This is a genomic window from Kitasatospora sp. SUK 42 (assembly GCF_015776785.2).
In the GTDB taxonomy this organism is placed as follows: domain Bacteria; phylum Actinomycetota; class Actinomycetes; order Streptomycetales; family Streptomycetaceae; genus Kitasatospora.
This window is the reverse complement of the sequence record NZ_LFMD02000007.1, coordinates 1,248,561-1,266,324: the sequence shown is the minus strand read 5'-3', so window position 1 is coordinate 1,266,324 and position 17,764 is coordinate 1,248,561. Positions and strand designations below refer to the sequence as shown.

Annotated in this window: 12 protein-coding genes; 7 read left to right on the top strand and 5 right to left on the bottom strand. The window is 75.7% G+C overall.

The genetic code is table 11. The features are described 5' to 3' along the window. Nucleotides 1-80 precede the first annotated feature (80 nt). Complete coding sequence (locus RZ50_RS27230; RefSeq protein WP_217680869.1) at nt 81-1,955, top strand: HSP90 family protein; 1,875 nt, start codon at nt 81-83, stop codon at nt 1,953-1,955. Further along, on the top strand, nt 1,955-4,885 hold the full coding sequence (locus tag RZ50_RS27225; RefSeq protein ID WP_217680867.1) for a hypothetical protein: 2,931 nt from the start codon (nt 1,955-1,957) through the stop codon (nt 4,883-4,885). Before RZ50_RS27230 ends, RZ50_RS27225 begins: the two co-directional genes overlap by 1 nt. 104 nt (nt 4,886-4,989) lie before the next feature. On the opposite strand, the gene RZ50_RS27220 is transcribed toward RZ50_RS27225, so the two are convergent. Further along, nucleotides 4,990-6,306, bottom strand: a complete 1,317-nt coding sequence (locus tag RZ50_RS27220) for a carbohydrate-binding protein (protein WP_254803069.1) — start codon at nt 6,304-6,306, stop codon at nt 4,990-4,992. 218 nt (nt 6,307-6,524) lie between these two features. Between RZ50_RS27220 and RZ50_RS27215 the strand changes: the two genes are divergently transcribed. Next, complete coding sequence (locus RZ50_RS27215) at nt 6,525-8,585, top strand: tetratricopeptide repeat protein (protein WP_196948401.1); 2,061 nt, start codon at nt 6,525-6,527, stop codon at nt 8,583-8,585. Between the two features lie 150 nt (nt 8,586-8,735). On the opposite strand, the gene RZ50_RS27210 is transcribed toward RZ50_RS27215, so the two are convergent. Both RZ50_RS27210 and RZ50_RS27205 read right to left on the bottom strand, forming a co-directional pair. Next, nucleotides 8,736-10,382 (bottom strand): translation initiation factor 2, encoded by a 1,647-nt coding sequence (locus RZ50_RS27210; protein WP_308272352.1) that lies wholly within the window; start codon nt 10,380-10,382, stop codon nt 8,736-8,738. A 309-nt stretch (nt 10,383-10,691) separates the two neighbouring features. After that, a complete protein-coding gene (locus tag RZ50_RS27205; RefSeq protein WP_196948400.1) occupies nt 10,692-11,576 on the bottom strand; it encodes a LysR family transcriptional regulator in 885 nt (294 codons plus the stop codon). A 171-nt stretch (nt 11,577-11,747) separates the two neighbouring features. On the opposite strand from RZ50_RS27205, the gene RZ50_RS27200 reads away from it, so the two are divergent. From RZ50_RS27200 to RZ50_RS27185, 4 genes are all read left to right on the top strand, one after another. Continuing rightward, nucleotides 11,748-12,659: a DMT family transporter gene (locus RZ50_RS27200; RefSeq protein WP_308272350.1), complete on the top strand. Its 912-nt coding sequence runs from the start codon at nt 11,748-11,750 to the stop codon at nt 12,657-12,659. A 9-nt stretch (nt 12,660-12,668) separates the two neighbouring features. Continuing rightward, nucleotides 12,669-14,024 (top strand): sensor domain-containing protein, encoded by a 1,356-nt coding sequence (locus RZ50_RS27195; RefSeq protein WP_308272349.1) that lies wholly within the window; start codon nt 12,669-12,671, stop codon nt 14,022-14,024. Further along, nucleotides 14,009-14,665, top strand: coding sequence for a response regulator transcription factor (locus tag RZ50_RS27190; protein ID WP_196948398.1), 657 nt, complete (start codon nt 14,009-14,011; stop codon nt 14,663-14,665). The genes RZ50_RS27195 and RZ50_RS27190 overlap by 16 nt, the downstream gene beginning before the upstream one ends. 66 nt (nt 14,666-14,731) lie before the next feature. After that, entirely contained in the window at nt 14,732-15,094 is a 363-nt protein-coding gene (locus RZ50_RS27185; RefSeq protein ID WP_196948397.1) for a hypothetical protein, read from the top strand. Nucleotides 15,095-15,242: 148 nt separating this feature from the next. Here RZ50_RS27185 and RZ50_RS27180 read toward each other — a convergent pair whose 3' ends face one another. Together RZ50_RS27180 and RZ50_RS30250 are read right to left on the bottom strand one after the other, a co-directional pair. Continuing rightward, the gene (locus tag RZ50_RS27180) at nt 15,243-16,349 is read right to left on the bottom strand and encodes a glycosyltransferase family 4 protein (RefSeq protein WP_374200000.1); all 1,107 of its coding nucleotides are present in this window, start codon (nt 16,347-16,349) and stop codon (nt 15,243-15,245) included. Then, entirely contained in the window at nt 16,259-17,647 is a 1,389-nt protein-coding gene (locus tag RZ50_RS30250) for a glycosyltransferase 87 family protein (protein WP_308272346.1), read from the bottom strand. The genes RZ50_RS27180 and RZ50_RS30250 overlap by 91 nt, the downstream gene beginning before the upstream one ends. Nucleotides 17,648-17,764 lie beyond the last annotated feature (117 nt).

Below are 17,764 nucleotides of genomic sequence, written 5' to 3'. Positions count from 1 at the left end.
CACACCCGCCGAACACACCCGCCGACGCCGAGCGGCGTCCCCCGAACGTCACCCAACCTCCGCGATCGAAAGAGCCTCCGGTGTCCCCATCCGACAACCCGACGAGTGCGCACACCTTCCAGGTGGACCTGCGCGGCCTGGTGGACCTGCTCTCCCACCACCTCTACTCCAGCCCGCGGGTCTACCTGCGCGAGCTGCTGCAGAACGCGGTCGACGCGATCTCCGCCCGCCGCGCCCTCGACCCCGAGGCGCCGGCCGCGATCACCGTCCGCGCCGACGACGAACTGTCCGTCACCGACACCGGCATCGGCCTGACCGAGAAGGACGTCCACACCTTCCTCGCCACCATCGGCCGTAGCTCCAAGCGCGACGCCGACGGCCGCCTGGACGGCGCCGGGCTGGCCAAGGCCCGCGGCGACTTCATCGGCCAGTTCGGCATCGGCCTGCTCGCCTGCTTCGTGGTCGCCGACGAGATCACCGTGGTCACCCGCTCCGCCGCCACCCCGGACGCCCCGGTGATCGAGTGGCGCGGCAGCTCCGACGGCAGCTACACCATCCGCACCCTGCCCGCCTCGGCCAAGCCCGAGCCGGGCACCACCGTCACCCTTGCCCCGCGCGCAGACGCCGCCGAGTGGACCCGCTCCGGCCGGGTACTGTCCCTCGCCCGGGACTTCGGCAGCCTGCTGCGCCACGACGTCACCGTCGTCGACGCGAACGGCACCGAGCACAAGGTCAACCGCACCCCGCCGTGGGCCGAGCGACACGCCTCCCCGCTCGCCCGGCGCGACGCGCTCGCCGAGTACTGCCGCGCCACCTTCGACTTCACCCCGCTCGACACCATCGAGCTGGACCTCCCGCTGGTCGGCCTGCGCGGCGTCGCCTACGTCCTGCCGGACGCCGCCCCGCCCTCGCGCCGCAACGGCCACCGGGTGCACCTCAAGGGCATGCTGCTCTCCGACCAGGCCGACGAACTGCTGCCGGACTGGGCCTTCTTCGTCCGCTGCGTGGTGGACACCGACGGGCTGCGCCCCACGGCCTCCCGCGAGGGCCTGTACGCCGACGAGACGCTGGCCGCCGTCCGCGACGCGCTCGGCGCCCGGATCCGCGACTGGCTGACCGGCCTGTCCGCGAGCGACCCCGCGCTGCTGCACCGCTTCCTCTCCGTCCACCACCTGGCCGTCAAGGAACTCGCCCGCTACGACGACGAGTTGCTGCGGATGATGCTGCCGTGGCTGCCGTTCGAGACCACCGACGGCAACGTCACCCTGGACGAGTTCGCCCGCAGCCACCCGGTGCTGCTGGTGACCCGTACGGTCGAGGAGTTCCGGCAGGTCGCCCCGATCGCCGGCGCGGCCGGCCTCGGCGTGGTCAACGGCGGCTACACCTACGACCGCGACCTGGTGCACCGGCTGCCCGAGATCCGCCCCGGAGTCTCCGTCGCCGACCTCGACCCGGGCACCGTCACCGCGCACCTGGACACCGTCGACCCGGCCGCCGAGCTGGCCGCCAACGCCTTCCTCGCGATCGCCCGCGAGGTCGTCGGCCGCTTCGACTGCGACGTGGCCCTGCGCAGCTTCCACCCGACCAACGCGCCCGCCCTGCTGCTCGACAACCGGGAGGCCCGGCACGAGCGCACCCGCGCCCAGCTCGCCGACGAGGCCGACGGGTTGTGGGCGGACATCCTGGGCTCGCTGCGCGCCGAGGTGCCCCGCGCCCAGCTGGTGCTCAACCACCTCAACCCGCTGGTGCGCCGCGCCGCCACCGTCACCAACCGCGAGCTGGCCGTCACCGCCGTCGAGGCGCTGTACGGGCAGGCCGTGCTGATGACCCGCCGCCCGCTCAAGGCCAGCGAGTCCGCGCTGCTCAACCGCTCGTTCATCAGCCTGCTCGACCACGCCATGCTCGGCCACGAGGCCCGCGAGTCGGCCGGCCCCGACGAAGCGAAGGAGGCGTGATGCTGGACACCCCCGATGCGGTGATGGCCGCGCTGCGCGAGAACGACGGCCGCCCGTACGGCCGCACCCGCACCGTCACCGCCGAGGAGCTCGTCGACGCCGCCGAGCAGTTCGAGGACACCGGGGTCCGCTCGATGGCCCTGCTCGAACTGATGGAGGCCTACGAGTACGACGGCGAGCGCAGCAAGAGCCCGGTGGTCTTCGCCCGGGTGCTCAAGCTCTGGGACCAGGACCCGGAGGGCTTCGGCGACTGGGCCCGGCACCAGGTGTTCTGGCGCTTCAAGTGGGTGGCCGGGGCGCTGCGGGACAACCCGGACGTCCCGCTGACGGCCGTCGGGCGCTGGCTCGACGAACTGCGTGACCGCTACCGCGCGGCCGACTTCGGCCTCCAGCCGTACTACGCCGAGCGCTACCACCTGGCCGCGTTCACCGGCACCGGCGTCCAGGACGCCTACGAGCTGTGGGCGGCCCGCCCGCGCACCGAGATGAGCGACTGCCACGCCTGCGAGACCCGCGCCCGCGCCCGGCACTTCGCCGACGCCGGGGACGACGTCCGCGCGCTGACCGTCCTCACCCCGGTGCTGGACGGCCGCAGCACCTGCGAGCAGGAGCCCTATCTCAGCCAGGCCACCGCCCTGCTGCCGATGCTGCGCCAGGGCCGGCTGGACGAGGCCCGCTCCGGCCACCTGGCCGGCTACCGCTACGCCCGGGGCAAGGCCGCGATGATGGGCGCCGTCGGCCTGCACATCGAGTTCTGCGCGCTGTCCGGCAACGAGCCGCGCGGCCTGGAGCTGCTGGCCGAGAACCGCGACCTGTTCGCGGTGACCGGCGAGCCCGCCTCCCGGCTGGACTTCCTGACCGGCGTCGAGGTGCTGATCGCGGGCCTCGCCGCGGCCGGCCACGGCGAGCTCGTGGTCAGCGGCCCGCCCGGCACCTCCTGGACGGTCGACACCCTGCTCGCCCACCTGCGCACCGAGGCCGGGGCGCTGGCCGCCCGCTTCGACGCCCGCAACGGCACCGACGCGGTGAGCGCCGCGCGCCGCGCCCGGCTGGCCGTCGAGCCGCTGCTGGCCGAGCCGCTGGCGCTGGGCGTGCGGGCCGCGGTGGCGCCGGAGCTGTCCGGTGCCGAGTCCGTCGCCCGGTCCGCCGGCCGGTCCGCCGCCCCGGCGTCGCGCCGCGCCGTCGAGCCGGAGCCGGAGGACTTCACCGCCCTGGTGCTCCGGGCCCGCGAGCTGGAGCTCGTCGGGCACCCGGACGCCGACCGGCTCTGGGGGCGGATCGCCGAGCGGGCCGCCGCCGAAGGCTTCGTCCACCCCGAGAACGCCGAGCTCGGCGGCGAGGAGCGGCTGCGCGCCGAACTCGCCGAGCAGCGCGCCCACGAGGCGCTGCGGCGCGACGCGCACCTTGAGGGGCGGACCGAACTGCTGGTCGCGGCGGAGCTGTTCGAGCAGGCCGGGATGCCCGGTACGGCGCTGATGGAGCGCACCCGCGCGCTGATCGTCGAACTCGGCGACGTCGAGGGCGCGGTGGCCGACTGGGCGGAGCTGGACGCGGCGCTGGTCCGGGCCGAGGAGCTGCGCGCGGCCGGCGACCTGGCCGACGACGACTACCTGATCATCCTCCAGACCCGCGCCTACGCCGCCCACCACGACCTGATCGAGGCGCTGCCCGAGCCCTCCGAGGAGGTCGCCGAGCGCTTCGAGGCGGCCGTCGGCGGCTACCGGCGGACCGCCGTCGCGCTCGGCTCCCAGCGCCGGGCCGCGACCAGCCGGCAGTACACCGCCGACGCCGCCGCCCGGCAGGGGCGCCTCGACGACGCGACGGCCGAACTGCGCGAGGTGCTGGCGCAGTTGGACGCGGCCGAACTGCCCTGGCACACCCCGCGGGCGCTCGGCCTGCTCGGCCAGGTGCTGCTGCAGAACGGCGAACCGGGCCGGGCCGTCGAGGTGTTCCACCGGGCGCTGGCCGAGGCGGTGCGCTGGGGCGACGACTCCTACCCGTACGCGCCGACGTACATGATGCTGGGCCACTCCTGCATGCAGGTGGAGGACCTCGGCGGTGCGATCCGCGCGCTGTCGGAGGCCGCCGCCCGCTACGACCGGCAGGGCGCCTCGGCCGTCGAGGAGGCCGCCCAGGTACGGCTGCAACTGGCCGACGTGCTGCGCGGCACCGGACGGGCCGCCGACGCGGTGTCCGTCCTGGAGTCGGTGCTGGACGGCCCGACCGACGGCCTGGACGTGCGGATGCTCGCCCAGGCCCGCCTCGACCTGGCCCGGGGCCTGGCCGAGTTGGAGGAGCACCGGGACGCCGCCGAGGAGTACCTGCGCCTGGCCGACCTGGTCGCCGGCTGGGAGGACCAGGAGACCCACACCATGGTCGCCTGCGAGGCCACCCTGGCCCTCGCCCAGGCCGACCGCTGGGACGCCGCCGAGGCCGCCCTGGCGCGTGCCCGCGAGGCCCACGGCAAGGCCCCGCAGGTCGACCAACTGGCCGCGACTCTGCGGGAGTTGGCGCGGCTGACGATGCGGGCGCAGGGTGCCGAGGGGCTGGACGCGGCGCTGGCCCTGCTGGCCGAGGCGGACACCGTCGGCGAAGCCGCCGAGCGGCTCGGCCAGGAGTACAGCGACTGGTACCTGCGCGGCGGTTCGCACTACGAGCGGGCGCGCTGCCTGGCCATCGCCGACCGGCACGAGGAGGCGCTGGCCGAGGCCGAGCGGGCGATCGCGGTGTACGAGCGGGGCGGCGAGCGGGCCGAGTCGCCGCGGGCGGAGTCCCTCCGGCTGGCCGCGCTGATCGAGGGCAGCGACCTCGGCCGGCCCCGGGCGGCGGTGGACCGGCTGACCGCCGGGATCGCCCGCTGCGAGGCGGCCGGACTGCCGGACGCGGCGCGGGTGCTGGCGGAGCTGCGCGAGCGGTTCACGTCGAACTGACGGGACCGGCTGGACCGGCAGGACTGGCAGGACCGGTAGGAACGGGAAAGGGGGCGGGCGTCGTGGACGCCCGCCCCCTGACCTCGGGGTTCCTGGGGGTTCCGTCAGCAGGGGCCGTCGTCGGCCCAGACGCCCCACTGGCCGCTGGCGCTCGGCACCTCGTTCAGGGTCCACCACTTGGCGTGGTAGTTGTGCCCGCTGTACGAGACCTTGGCGCCCGCGTTGTACGTGGTGCTCGCGCTCCACGCCGGGGCGGTGCAGGTGCCCGGGGTGGTCGGCGGCGTGGTGGGGGGAGTCGTCGGCGGGGTGGTCGGGGGAGTGGTGGGCGGCGTGGTCGGCGGGGTGGTGGGCGGGGTCGCCCCGGCGAACTTCACGGTGTACTTGGTGAAGTCCCAGTCGTTCTGCGCCACGCTGGAGCAGGAGCCGGACAGCCCCGGGTCGACCGTGCCCGGGCACTGGCGGTCCCGGTTGACCGACCAGTAGGTGTAGCGGGCCAGACCGTGCGCGGTGGCGAAGTCCAGCACGGTCTGGAAGTCCGCCTGGTGGAAGTACTCGGCGGCGTCGGTGCGGCCGTTCATCATCGACACGCCCTCGTGGGCGTACGCGGTGGCCTCGTTCCAGCCGAAGGTCGTCTGGAGGATCTGGTTGAACTTCACCAGTGCGTCGGTCTGCGCCGCGGCGCCGTTGAAGCCGCCGTCGAACGGCATGATCGAGAAGTTGTTGGGCGTGAAGCCCTGGGACTTGGCCTCGTTGAGCATCTGGGTGCCGAACCAGCCGGTGCCCGCGTTGGTCCCGGCGGTGGTGATCGAGATGTACAGGCCGGGGTTGTTCTGCTGGAGGATCCGCGCGGCGCCGATCTCGTTGTGGATGGCGGCCGTGTTCTCGTACTCCGGCTCCTCCAGGTCGAAGTCGATCGCCTTGAGGTTGTACTTGGTGATCACCTGCTGGTAGCCGGCGGCGGTCGCCTCGGGCGTGCCGCAGACCTGGCCCAGCTTGGTGCCGCCGTACCCGCCGACCGACACCGAGACGTCCCCGCCCTTGCCGCGGATGGTCTGGATGACGTTCGGCATGGTGGTGTCGGAGTCGATCGACGAGGTGCCGCCCCAGGCCGGGGAACAGCTGTTGCCCTGGGCGAGGATGAAGGCGAGCTGGAAGGCCTTCTGTCCGGTCGCGTCCATCACGGCGGCGGCGTCCGGCGGGCTGTTGTCCTCGGGCATCAGGTACGGCGCCGAGGCGTACCAGTTGCTGCCCAGGCCGGTGGTGCCGGCGGTCGCAGCGGCGGAGGCGGAGACGGTGCCGGTCAGCGCGGCGGCGCCTCCGGCGACCAGGCCGAGCACCCCGGCCACCGCGAGCGCGGCCCGGCTGCGGCGGCGTCGGCGGGGGGCCGGCGGGGTGTGCTGTGGGGGAAGGGCGCGTTCCATCGGAACCTTTCCAGGAGCGGCAGTGGGGGGATCGGGCCTGGTCACGCCGGGTGTGGGGGGTGGCGTGGCGGCCGAACGGGCCATCGGCGGCTGGTAGTTGCCGAAGGTCTTCACTGGTATAGACCTGTCGAGGAATGACGGTCAACCCCAAAATGGTCAAGCCACCCGCTGCCTGCCGCTGCCGACCGCCGCCGTACAGCAGGCCCTAGAGTTGACGGGTGGCCAAGGAGAACGAGAACAGGGTGGGCGGCCAGGTGCGGGCCGGTGCCATCGTCCAGGCGCACACCGTCGAGCGGCTGTACCTGCCGCCGGAGCGGCCGCCGGTGGTCCCGTGGCAGCTGCCGCCCGACCTGGTCCACTTCGCCGACCGGACCGGCGAGCAGGAGCAGGTCCTGGCCGCCGCCACCGAGGTGCCCACGGCCGGAGGCCCGCTGGTGGTCGCCCTCAGCGGTATGGGCGGCATCGGCAAGACCGCCCTCGGTTTCCAGCTCGCCCGCGTCCTGCGCGACCGCGGCCGCTGCCCCGACGGCATCCTCCACCTCGACCTGGACGACCTGCGCCGCGACGGCGCCGTCGAACTCGCCGACGCCCTCGGCCGGCTGACCCGTGACCTCGACCCCGACGCCGTCCTCCCGCCCGGCTACGCCGACCGCCGCCGCCGCTACTGGTCCGCCAGCCAGGACAAGCGGCTGGTCCTCGTCCTCGACAACGCCCGCAGCGGAGCCGAGGTGCTGCCGCTGCTGCCCTCCTCGGCCGCCGGCATCGTCATCGTCACCAGCCACGGCCGCCTCCACGACCTCGACGGCACCCGCGCCGTCGAGCTGCCGCTCGGCCCGCTCGACGGCGAGGACGCCACCGGCCTGCTGCGCGCCACCGTCTCCGACCCCCGGCTCTCCGCCGACCCTGAGGCGGCCGCCGAACTCGCCCGCCGCTGTGCCGGGCTGCCCGCTGCCCTGCAGGTCGCCGGGCGCTGGGTGCGCAAACACCGCAGTCGCGAACTGGGGCGACTCATCGAGGAGTTGACCGTCGAGCTGCACCGGGACGGAGTGCCTGTGGTGGAAGCCGTCTGGGACGCCGCGTACGCCAGCCTGAGCCCCGGTGCGGCCCGGCTGTACCGGTTGCTGCCGCACCACCCGGGGCCGGTGGTCACCGTCGGGGCGGCCGCGGCCCTGCTGGACTCCGGCGCGGAGCCCGCCGAGGAGGCGCTGGAGGAGCTGGAGGAGGCGGGGCTGCTGCACCCGAGGCCCGACGGGCTGGGGCTGCACGACCTGATCCGCGGCCACGCGCGGCGGCGGGCGGCCGGACTGGCCGAGGGCGACGAGGCGGAGGACGCCGCGGCCGCCCGGCGCCGACTGGTCGGCTGGTACCGGCGCCAGGCCGCCCGCGCGGACCTGGTCGCGGCCGGCCCGCGCCTGGTGGTCTCCCGGACGCCCGGCGAGGAGCCCGACGTGGCCTTCGACGTGTCGTTCGCCTCCCCGCACGAGGCCATGCACTGGCTGGAGCGCGAGCACCTCGCCCTGTACGGCTGCGTGCGCATCGCCTACGAGGACGGTCTGGACGCCGACGCCGTCGCGCTGTGCGAGCCGCTCTGGACGCACTTCCTCGACCACCAGCACTACGCCGACGTCATCGACGCCTTCGGCCTCGGCGTCGCCGCCGCGGACCGGGCCGAGGACCCGCTCGCCGCCGTCCGGATGCGCTGCCAACTCGCCCGCCCGCTCTGGGAGCAGCGTCGCTACGAGGAGGCCGCCGAGAACCTGCACATCGCCGTCGAGCGCGCCGGGCTCCTCGGCTCCACCGTGCTGGAGCGCAAACTGCGCGCCTCCGCCGCCGAGTTCCGCGGCAAGCTGGCCTCCGTCCAGAACGACTGGGCCGCCGCCATCCCGGACTTCGAGGCCGCCCGGGCCGAGCACCTCGCCATCGACAACCGCTACGGCGCGATGCTCCAGACCTACCTGCTCGGCCGCGCCGCCCTCGCCCTCGGCGACCCGGACCGGGCCGTCACCCTGCTCACCGAGGCCCATGAGGTCGCCACCGAGCTCCGGCGCGACCGGATGATCTCCCGTACGGCCTTCGAGCTCGGCACCGCCCTGTGGACGGCCGGCCGCCCGGCCGAGGCCGAGCCGCACTACCGGGCAGCCCTCGCCGGCGCCCGCGCCCGGCAGTCGTCCACCGACCAGCTGCGGGTGCTGGACCGGCTGGCGGCCTTCCACGAGGAACTGGGCGAGGCCGAGGAGGCCGCCGGCTACCGGGCCGAGGCGGCGCGACTGCGCGGGTAGCCCGCTGCGGGGGGAGCGTGGGGCCCCGGTGAGGCAAACAGGAAACAGATGACAGATAACAGATTTCGAAATCTGTTATCTGTCATCTGTTTCCTGTCTTCTGTTCGCTGTCATCCGGCCGCCCGGCCGGCACCCGCGGTGGGCGGCGGGTCAGACCAGCTGCTCCGACTCCGCCTCGGTGGCGGGTTCCAGCCGGATGCGGTGGGTGGCGGGCCCGAGGCGGGCGGTCAGGGTGGCGGGGAGGAGGGGGTGGCTGCCATCGGGGTGGGCGGCGAGCCAGGTGTGGACGGCCGAGAGGGCGGCGGCGGGGTCGGCGCGCAGGACGCGGGTGCCGGTGCGGGCCGGGGCGAGGTGGACGCTGAAGGGCGTGCCACCGTCGCGGCGCAGCAGGCAGACGGTGGGGGAGAGCACCACGGCGGCCGTGCGGCAGTTCGGGTACTCCTCGAAGACCTCGGCCGTCCAGTCGGCGGCGGTCCGGTACTCCTGGTGCCAACCGGCCGCCACCGCAGTGGTGTTGGCGCGCCGGTAGAGCAGGGCGGCGCTCTGCAGCTGACGGGTGCCGGCCCGGCCGTACTCGGCGGCGCGGTGGTGGAAGGGCGGGTCGGCCCAGGGCGGCAGGCGGTCGACGGCGATCAGGCCGCCCTCGATCGACGCCCGGACGGCGAAGGCCGCCGGGGTGTGCGGGGCGCGGTCGGGCACCGGCAGCGGGCGCGGCTGCACGGGGTACGGCGGAGGGGCGAGGTCGAGCAGCTTGTACAGCTCCGGCCGCAGCGTCTCCAGGGACCGCCCGGCGAGCGCGAAGGCCTGGTCGGCGAACCGCCGGGTGCCGCCCGGCCCGTTCGGCCCGCTCAGCCTCTCCGGTAGGGCGGGCGCCGCCGGGTCCAGACGCGGTACGGCGGCCAGCAGCCGGGCCATCGGGCTGTCGGGGACCAGCTCGCCCGCGCCGTCGCAGGCGGCCACCACCGGCAGGTCCAGGGCGGCGGCGTACAGCGCGACCGAGCCGTGGTCGGTCACCAGCACGTCCCCGGCGACCAGCAGCGCCGCCCACTCCTCGTACGGCGCCGTGAGCACCATCCCCGCGTCCAGGGCGGGCCGCAGGCGCCGGGCGAGGTCGAAGGAGCCGGTCCGGCTGTACTCGTTGGGGTGGACGATCAGCGCCAGCTGGTACCCGTCGTACGGCAGCCGGGCGGCGAGCTCGGCGGGCAGTTCGGGGCGGCGGGCGAGCAGCGACTGCGGCCCCCAGGTGGAGGAGAGCACCACCAGTCGCCGGCCGCCGGTGCCGAGCGCGGCGCGGATGGCGGGGCGCCGGTCGAGTGACTCCAGGATCCGGTCGAGCGTGGGGTCCCCGGCCACGACGGCGTGCCGCCGGGCCTCGGGGAGCCGGGCGGCCAGCCGTTCGACCTGGTCGGGGTGGGCGAGGGCGTGCAGGGCGGCGGTGGGGCGGCCGTCGCTGAGCAGGAACGCCGGGTCGAGGCCGGACGGCAGCTCCGGCGAGCCCTCCTGCGGCAGCGCCTTGTTGAAGCCCGCCCCGTGCGGGAGCAGCACCTGTCGGCCGCGCAGGCCGTCGAGCCCGCCCTTGGGGCTGGCGGTGAGGATCAGGTCGTGCGGGGTGGCGAGGGCCTGCGCCCACGGGATGCAGCGCGCCCCGGCGGCGTCCACGGCCGCGAGCGCGTCGGCCGAGAAGTGGGAGCCGGGCACCAGGGTGAAGCGGCAGCGGACGCGGTCGTCACCCTCGAAGACGGGCAGCAGGTCGAGCAGCCGGTGCAGCGCGGCCGCCGAGCGCACGGCGAACAGCACCTCGGCGGGGGAGTCCGAGGAGCGGGGCGGCGTCGGCTGGCTGGCTGGCTGGCTGGCTGGCTGGCTGGCTGGCTGGCTGGCTGGCTGGGCCGATGGTTCGGTAGCACACCTCAGCACCCCCCGTCGAGGGTGCGGTGGCACCGGCTCGGCGTGGTCGGGGCGGTCCTGCGGCGGCATAGGGGCGATGGTAACGGTCGGGGCGTGCGGACGGCGGGGGTCAGCGCATTCCGCCCCACCGCTCCCCCTCACCGGACGCCCCGTCAGCCGGAACCGAATCTACGCGACCCGGCTCGGAGCCGTTCCGGCAGGTCAGGCGCCGACCGTCACTCCCGCCCCCACCCCCGCGAGCAGCCCGCTGACCGTCGGGGTCCAGGGCCGTCCGGTCGGCCCGGTCAGGGTGAGGGTGCGGTGCGTGGCCGGGCGGATCGGCACCAGGACGCAGTCGGCCGGCAGCATGGTCAGCGCCAGCGCGGGCATCACCGAGACTCCGACGCCCGCGTGCACCATGCCGATCAGCGTGTTGAGGTCGCGGATCCGGTGCCGGGGCGTGAAGCGGGTGCCGGCCCGCCGGTAGGCCTCACGGATGTGGCGCTCGCAGCCGCCCTCGGAGAGCAGGAAGTCGTCGTCCTCCAACTCGGCGACGTGCACGCTCTCCTGTCCGGCGAGCGGGTGGTCGCGGCGCAGCAGCGCGTGCATCGAGTCGGCGCCGAGCGTGACCGCCCCGGGCGGCAGCGGCCCGGCGTCCACCAGGACGGCGGCGTCCACGGTGCCGGCCTCCAGCCAGGCGGCCAGTTCGTCGTCCTCGCCCTCGAAGACCCGCACGGTGACCTGCGGGTACGCCGCCTTCCACTCGTGCAGCAGCCTGGGCAGCAGCGCCTGGCAGACGGTGGTGGGCGCGGCCAGCCGTACGGTGCCGGTCAGGCCGCCGGTGTGCCGGGTGGCGATGGTGCGGACGGCGGCGGCGGAGGCGACGGCGGTGCGGGCGTGCGGCAGGACCTGTTCGCCGAGCGGGGTGGGCCGGCAGGGGCTACCGCGCCGCAGTACGGGTGCACCGAGGGTGCGCTCCAGCGCGGCGACGGCGTGCGAGACGGCGGACTGGCTGATGCCCAGCTCGTCGGCGGCCGCGCCGAAGCCGCCGGTGTCGGCGACCGCGACCAGCGCCCTGAGCTGGGCCAGGTTGACCTCCGAGGCCATGAGACTTCCTCATCCATCCGGCACTGCCACTTGTTGGACTCATGCTCTGCCGAAGGGCCACGCTCTGTCCAGCGAACAGCGAACAGCGAACAGCGAACAGCGAACAGCGAACGGCGAGCCGCGAACGGCGAGCCGCGAGCAGCGGACAACGGGAGGACGGAGGTGGTCGGGGTGCGGCGCTGGTTGCCGGGCTTCGTGGCACTGTCGGCGATCTGGGGCGCGAGCTTCGCCCTGATCAAGGTGGCGGTCGACGCGGGCGTGCCGCCGGTGTGGGTGGCGCTGTGGCGCTGCCTGTTCGGGGCCGTCGCGCTGTGGGCGGTCCTGCTGCTGCGCGGTGAGCGGGCCCCGCGCGACCGGGCGCTGTGGGGGCACTCGGCGGTGGTCGCGGTGCTGCTCAACACGGTGCCGTTCATCCTGTTCCCGTTCGGCGAGACCAGGGTCAGCTCGGTGCTCGCCGGGGTGATGAACGCGACCACCCCGCTGTTCACCCTGCTGTTCGCGGTGCTCACCGTTCCCGAGGAGCGCCGCCCGGGTGCCCGTCGGCTCTCCGGCCTCGCGCTGGGCTTCCTCGGGGTGCTCACCGTGTTCGGGGTCTGGCACGGCCTCGGCTCCGGCGTGATCGTCGGGGGCCTGGCGTGCCTGGCCGCGGCCTGCTGCTACGGCGCGGGGTTCGCGTACCTGCGCCGCTTCCTGTCCGGCCGCCCGGAGTCGGTGACCACCCTCTCCGCGCTCCAGATCGGCTGCGCCGCAGTCGAGTTGGCGCTGGTCGCCCCGGTCGTGGCGGGCGCCCCGCACTGGCCGGGCCGCGCCGCGGCCGCCGCCCTGCTGGTGCTCGGCGCGCTCGGTACGGGCCTGGCGTACCTGCTCAACCTGGGCCTGGTCCGGGCGGCGGGCACGGCGGTGGCCTCCGCGGTCACCTATGTGACGCCGCTGTGGTCCACCGCCCTCGGCGCGGCCTTCCTGGCCGAGCCGGTCGGCTGGAACGCGCTGGTGGGCGGGGCCCTGGTGATCGCCGCCGTCGCCCTGACCAGGCCCCGCAAGGTGCCCGTCGCCGCCCCGAAGGACCGTCAGCGGGTTGGTTAGAGTGATCGGGTGAACGAGGACCCGCAGCCGGTGGCCGTCTGGGCCGCACTGCGGGCCCGTCCGTTGCGCTTCCCGCTCACCGGCTGGGTGCCGCGCTGCTGGGCGCACCTGCTGGGCGGGGTGCTGCTCGGGCCGCCGCTGCTGGCCGTGCTCGCGGTGCTGCTGGTCGCCGGGGTGGGCCTGTCGGTGGTCGGGATCGGGCTGCCGCTGCTGCTCGCCCTCGCGCTGGCGGGCATTCCGGTGGCCACCGTGCAGCGGTGGCGGCTGCGGCTGGTCGAGCCAGTCCCGGTGCCCGACCCGCACCGCCGGCTGCCCGGGGCCGGGCGCCGCGCCCGGATCCGTACCCGGCTGCGCGAGCGCGCCACCTGGCGCGAGCTGGCCCACGCCGGGCTCGCCTCGACGGTGCTGGCCGCCGCCTCGCTCGGCTGCACCGCCCTGCTGCTGCTCTCCGGCGCGTTCCTGCTCTCCCCGCTGGTGGTCTGGGCGCTCGCCCCGGAGAGCGTGATGCTCCTGCCCGGGCACGCCGTGTCCGGACCGGCCGCCGCCCTGCCGTTCAGCGCCGCCGGGCTGGCCGGGCTGCTGCTCTGCGCGTACGCGGGGGCGCTGCTGACCGGGGTGGAGGTCGCGCTGGCCCGCTTCCTGCTCGGGCCCCGGGAGGACGACCTCGGCCGGCAGGTGCTCGAACTCACCCGCTCCCGGGCCCGGTTGGCGGACGCCTTCGAGGCCGAGCGGCGCCGGATCGAGCGCGACCTGCACGACGGCGCGCAGCAGCAGCTGGTGGCGCTCAGCATGACGCTCGGGCTGGCCGAGTACGAGCTGCGCGGCCGGGCGGCGCAGACGGCGGAAGCGACCTCGCGGGCGGACCAGGCGACGGAACCGGCCTCCCCGGACGACCGGGCGGCGGAGCTGGTCGCCCGGGCGCGCGGCGAGGCCCGGCAGGCGCTGGAGCAGCTGCGCTCGCTGGTGCGCGGCATCCACCCGCAGGTGCTCACCGACCACGGCCTGGCCGCCGCCGTCGCCGAGGTCGCGCTGCACCACCCGATCCCGGTGGCCACCGACGTCGAGCTCCCGGAGCGGCTGCCCGCGCCGGTGGAGACCACCGCCTACTTCACCGTCACCGAGGCGCTCACCAACGCCGCCAAACACAGCGGCGCCACCGCGATCACCGTCCACGGGCGGGTCGTGGGCGGCCGGCTGGTCGTCCAGGTGACCGACGACGGCCGCGGCGGGGCCGACCCGGCCGCCGGGGCCGGACTGGCCGGACTCGCCGACCGGGTGGCACTGCTGAGAGGACGGTTGATGGTGACGAGCCCGAAGGGCGGCCCGACGACGCTGCGGCTGGAGGTCCCGTGCTCCGGGTCGTGATCGCCGAGGACGCGGTGCTGCTGCGCGCCGGACTGGTCGAACTGCTCGGCCTCGGCGGCCACCAGGTCACCGCGGCCGTCGGCGACGCCGAGGCCCTGGTCGCGGCCGTCGACGCCGACCGGCCGGACATCGTGGTCACCGACGTCCGGATGCCCCCCGACCACACCGACGAGGGCCTGCGTGCCGCCCTCGCCCTGCGCGAGCGCCACCCCGGCCTGCCCGTCCTGGTCCTCTCCCAGTACGTGGCCACCCCGTACGCCACCCGGCTGCTCGCCGCCGCCGGTGCCCAACCGGCGGGCCTGGGCTACCTGTTGAAGGACCGGGTCGGCGACGTCGCCGACTTCCTCGACGCGCTGCGCCGGGTCGTGGCCGGGGAGACCGTCATCGATCCCGACGTGGTCCGGGTCCTGCTGCGCTCCCAGTCCGCCGACCGGCCGCTGGCCCGCCTCACCCCGCGCGAGCGCGAGGTGCTGGCGCTGATGGCGGAGGGTCTCAACAACCAGGCCGTCGCGGGCCGGTTGAGCATCACCGAGGCCTCGGTGGTCAAGCACTGCGGCAACATCTTCATGAAGCTCGACCTGGACCCGACCGAGGGCAACCGGCGGGTGCTGGCCGTGCTGGCGCACCTGCGGGGGGAGTGAACCCGCCGCGGGGCGGAGCCGATTCGCCCACTTGTCACCGTGGTGGTGATGCTCAACGATGGCGTCATGGCAAGGGTACGGGAACCGCAGAGCGCCATCGTCAACCGGCTGCTCAAGGGCGAGGCGAGCAGGGACGACGCCACGGCGGCCGAGACGAACTTCCTGCTGTGGCTGCGGCACGAGTGGGACGCGGACGGCGACCGCGCCCTGGCGGCCTGCGCGAAGGCGTTGGACGAGGCCGGGGGCGAGGCCTGGCAGGCCCTGCCGGAACGCGATCTGTCCGCCCACGTCTGGCTGTTCAGCTTCTCCTGCCCGCGCCGCGACGACCTGCGGGGCGAGGCCGGGAGGTGGGTGGCGGCGGTGCAGGGCAACGGCGGGGCACGCGCGATCGCGCAACTGGTCAGGCGCCTGCGGGGTCAGCCGGAGTGACCCGGTCGGGCGCCGACATCGGATCGCCCGGACAGGGCCCAGGCGTTCAGCTACGCGTGCCCGCGCCGCGACGACATGCGGAGCCAGGCCCGCAAGTGGGTGAAGGCGGTCCGTCGCGGCGGCGGGACGCACGCGGTCGCGCAACTGGTCAGGCTCCGGCGGGGCCAGCCGGAGTGACCCGGCCGGGCGCCGACGTCGGATCGCCCGGAGCGGTGAACGGCAGCTCAGGGTCCAGGAGTTCGGCCAGCCGCCGCGCCGAGGACTCCCAGCTCCAGTGCTCCGCGGCCCAGCGCCGCCCCGCCGCGCCGATCCGGGCGCGCTCGGCGGGCGACGCCAGGAGCAGCCGGGTGAGGGCGGCGGCGACCTCCGCCGGGTTGCGGCCGTCGACGACCGAACCCGTGACGCCGTCCAGGACGGTGTCGGGGGCGCCGCCGGAGCGGCCGGCCACCACGGGCAGGCCGGCGGCAGCCGCCTCCAGGTAGACGATGCCGAGGCCCTCGGCCTCCAGCCCCAGGCGGCGGGTGCGGCAGGGCATGGCGAACACGTCGGCGGCCGCGTAGTGGGCGGCGGTCGCGGCGTGGTCGAGGCCGCCCGCGAACTCGACGCTGCCCGGCTCGGTGTGCCGCAGCGCCAGCGCGCGCAGCCGGTCCTCGTACGGGCCCCGCCCGACCAGCACCAGGACCGTCCCGGGGACGGCCCGGCGGATCGCGGGAAGGGCGCGGATCAGCACGTCCTGCCCCTTGCGCGGGACCAGCCGGGCCACACACAGGATCACCGGGCCCGGCCCCCGGACGCCGCCGGCCGGCCGGAACACCGCCGGGTCGACGCCCGGCACCAGCCGCGCCGGCCGGGCGTCCGGCCCGAGCGCCGGGGCGATCCGGGCGCGGGTGTACTCGCCGAGGTAGGTGACCGCGTCCACGCTGCTCCCGATCCGGCGCAGCAGCCGGCGGGCGCCGGGGGTGCGGGCCCACCAGATCTCGTGGCCGTGGGTGGTGGCGACGGTGCGCCGGATGTCCGGGGCCAGGCGCAGCAGGCCGGGCGTCATCGCGGCGAGCGGGGCGGCCGCGCCGAACCAGACCCGGTCGCAGCCGTGCGCGCGGGCCAGTTCGGCGGCGCGGCGGGTGACCCGCGGGGTGGGCAGCAGGGTGCGGGCGCGGTCGCGGATCACCGGGAAGGGGAGGCCTGCGTCGTGGCGGGCCGCGCCGGGCTCGGCGGAGGTGTAGACCACGACCTCCCCGGGCAGGCGGGCGGCCATGGCGTGGACGAAGGTCTCGATGCCGCCCTGGCGGGGCGGGTAGTCGTTGGTGACGACGAGGGTGGAGCCCATGGCAGGCCTTTCCGAACGGATGTGGACGCGAGCAGGACGAGGACGAGCGGCAGCGCGAGGTAGCCGAAGCGGCCGGCGGGCGCGAGCAGGAAGGCCGCGGTGAGCCCGAGGGCCAGCCGGTGGGCCGCGCCCGCCGTGTTCAGGGGTGGGCGCAGCAGCAGGGAGGCCCCGACGGCGAGCCCGGCGAGCAGCAGCAGGCCGACGGCGGCGTACCAGCCGGGCGGGCCGAACCCGGCCAGTAGCTGCCCGGGCAGCGGACTGGCGGCCGGGGTGGGCAGGTCGCCGCGCCCGGTGGGGAAGGCGAACACCTGCCGCACCAGCGGCCCCGGCGACCGCAGCGCGCCGGGCAGCACCAGCAGCGCGGCCCCGCCCACCGCGACGGCGGCCCCGCGCAGCGCCGCGCGCCGTCCGGCCGTGGCCGCCAGCAGCGCGGCGACCACGGCGACGGCCGGCCAGGCCGTCCACTTGAGCGAGCAGGCGGCCGCCAGCGCCAACCCGGCCGCCACCGGCCGCCGTTCACCGGCCCGTACCAGCGCGAGCCAGCACAGGCCGGTGAGCGGCAGGTCGACGCCGCTGACGCACAACGGCAGGGCGACCACCGGCGAGGCGGTGAGCGTGTAGGCGCCGAGCGCGTGCCTGCCGAGCGCGTACCCGCCGAGCGCGTGCCCGCCGAGCGCGTACCCGCCGAGCGCGTGCCTGCCGAGCGTGTACCCGCCGAGCGCGTGCCCGCCGAGCCGGCGCCCGGCGGGCACCGTCCGCAGCGCGCAGAGCAGGAACACCAGCGCGCACCACAACCGCGCATCGCCGAATGGCGAGGACCCGAACGGCGAGGCGCCGAGCACCGCCCGGGGCAGGCCCAGTAGGGCCATCCCCGGCAGGTACGGGTTGTACTCGTCGACGGTCCGCGGCTCGGCCAGGTACGGCGTCCCGGTGTGCAGCAGCAGCACCCCGGAGCGCTCGATCACCCCGACCTCGCTCTGCCCCCGCCCGGTCAGCACCAGCGCGAGCAGCGGCACCAGCACCGACCCGACCAGCGCGACGGCCACGGACACCTCGCGTCCGCGCCGCCGCACCACCACCGCGGCGAGCGCCGCCGCCCCGTACCCGAGGGCCGCGCAGGCCCCCCACATCCGGTGCGGCCCGAGCCCGGACACCAGCGGGAAAACCCCCGCCCACCCGGCCGCGACCAGCCACCCGCCGCACCACCACCACGCCCGTTCGCTCACCCCTCCATTGCATCGGCGCAGGTCGGCGCGGTCAGCACGGCCAAGTCGACTCCTGTGGTCGGGTTTTCCCCACCATCGCCCGGCCCCGGATCGGGCTGACGTTCGGTGGCTGACGGA

Bases quoted from the DNA above. Each gene is read 5' to 3' on its own strand.
- RZ50_RS27225 (WP_217680867.1), top strand. From the start codon at position 1,955: ATGCTGGACACCCCCGATGCGGTGATGGCCGCGCTGCGCGAGAACGAC.
- RZ50_RS27220 (WP_254803069.1), bottom strand. From the start codon at position 6,306: ATGGAACGCGCCCTTCCCCCACAGCACACCCCGCCGGCCCCCCGCCGA.
- RZ50_RS27205 (WP_196948400.1), bottom strand. From the start codon at position 11,576: ATGGCCTCGGAGGTCAACCTGGCCCAGCTCAGGGCGCTGGTCGCGGTC.
- RZ50_RS27185 (WP_196948397.1), top strand. From the start codon at position 14,732: ATGGCAAGGGTACGGGAACCGCAGAGCGCCATCGTCAACCGGCTGCTC.
- RZ50_RS27180 (WP_374200000.1), bottom strand. From the start codon at position 16,349: ATGGCCGCCCGCCTGCCCGGGGAGGTCGTGGTCTACACCTCCGCCGAG.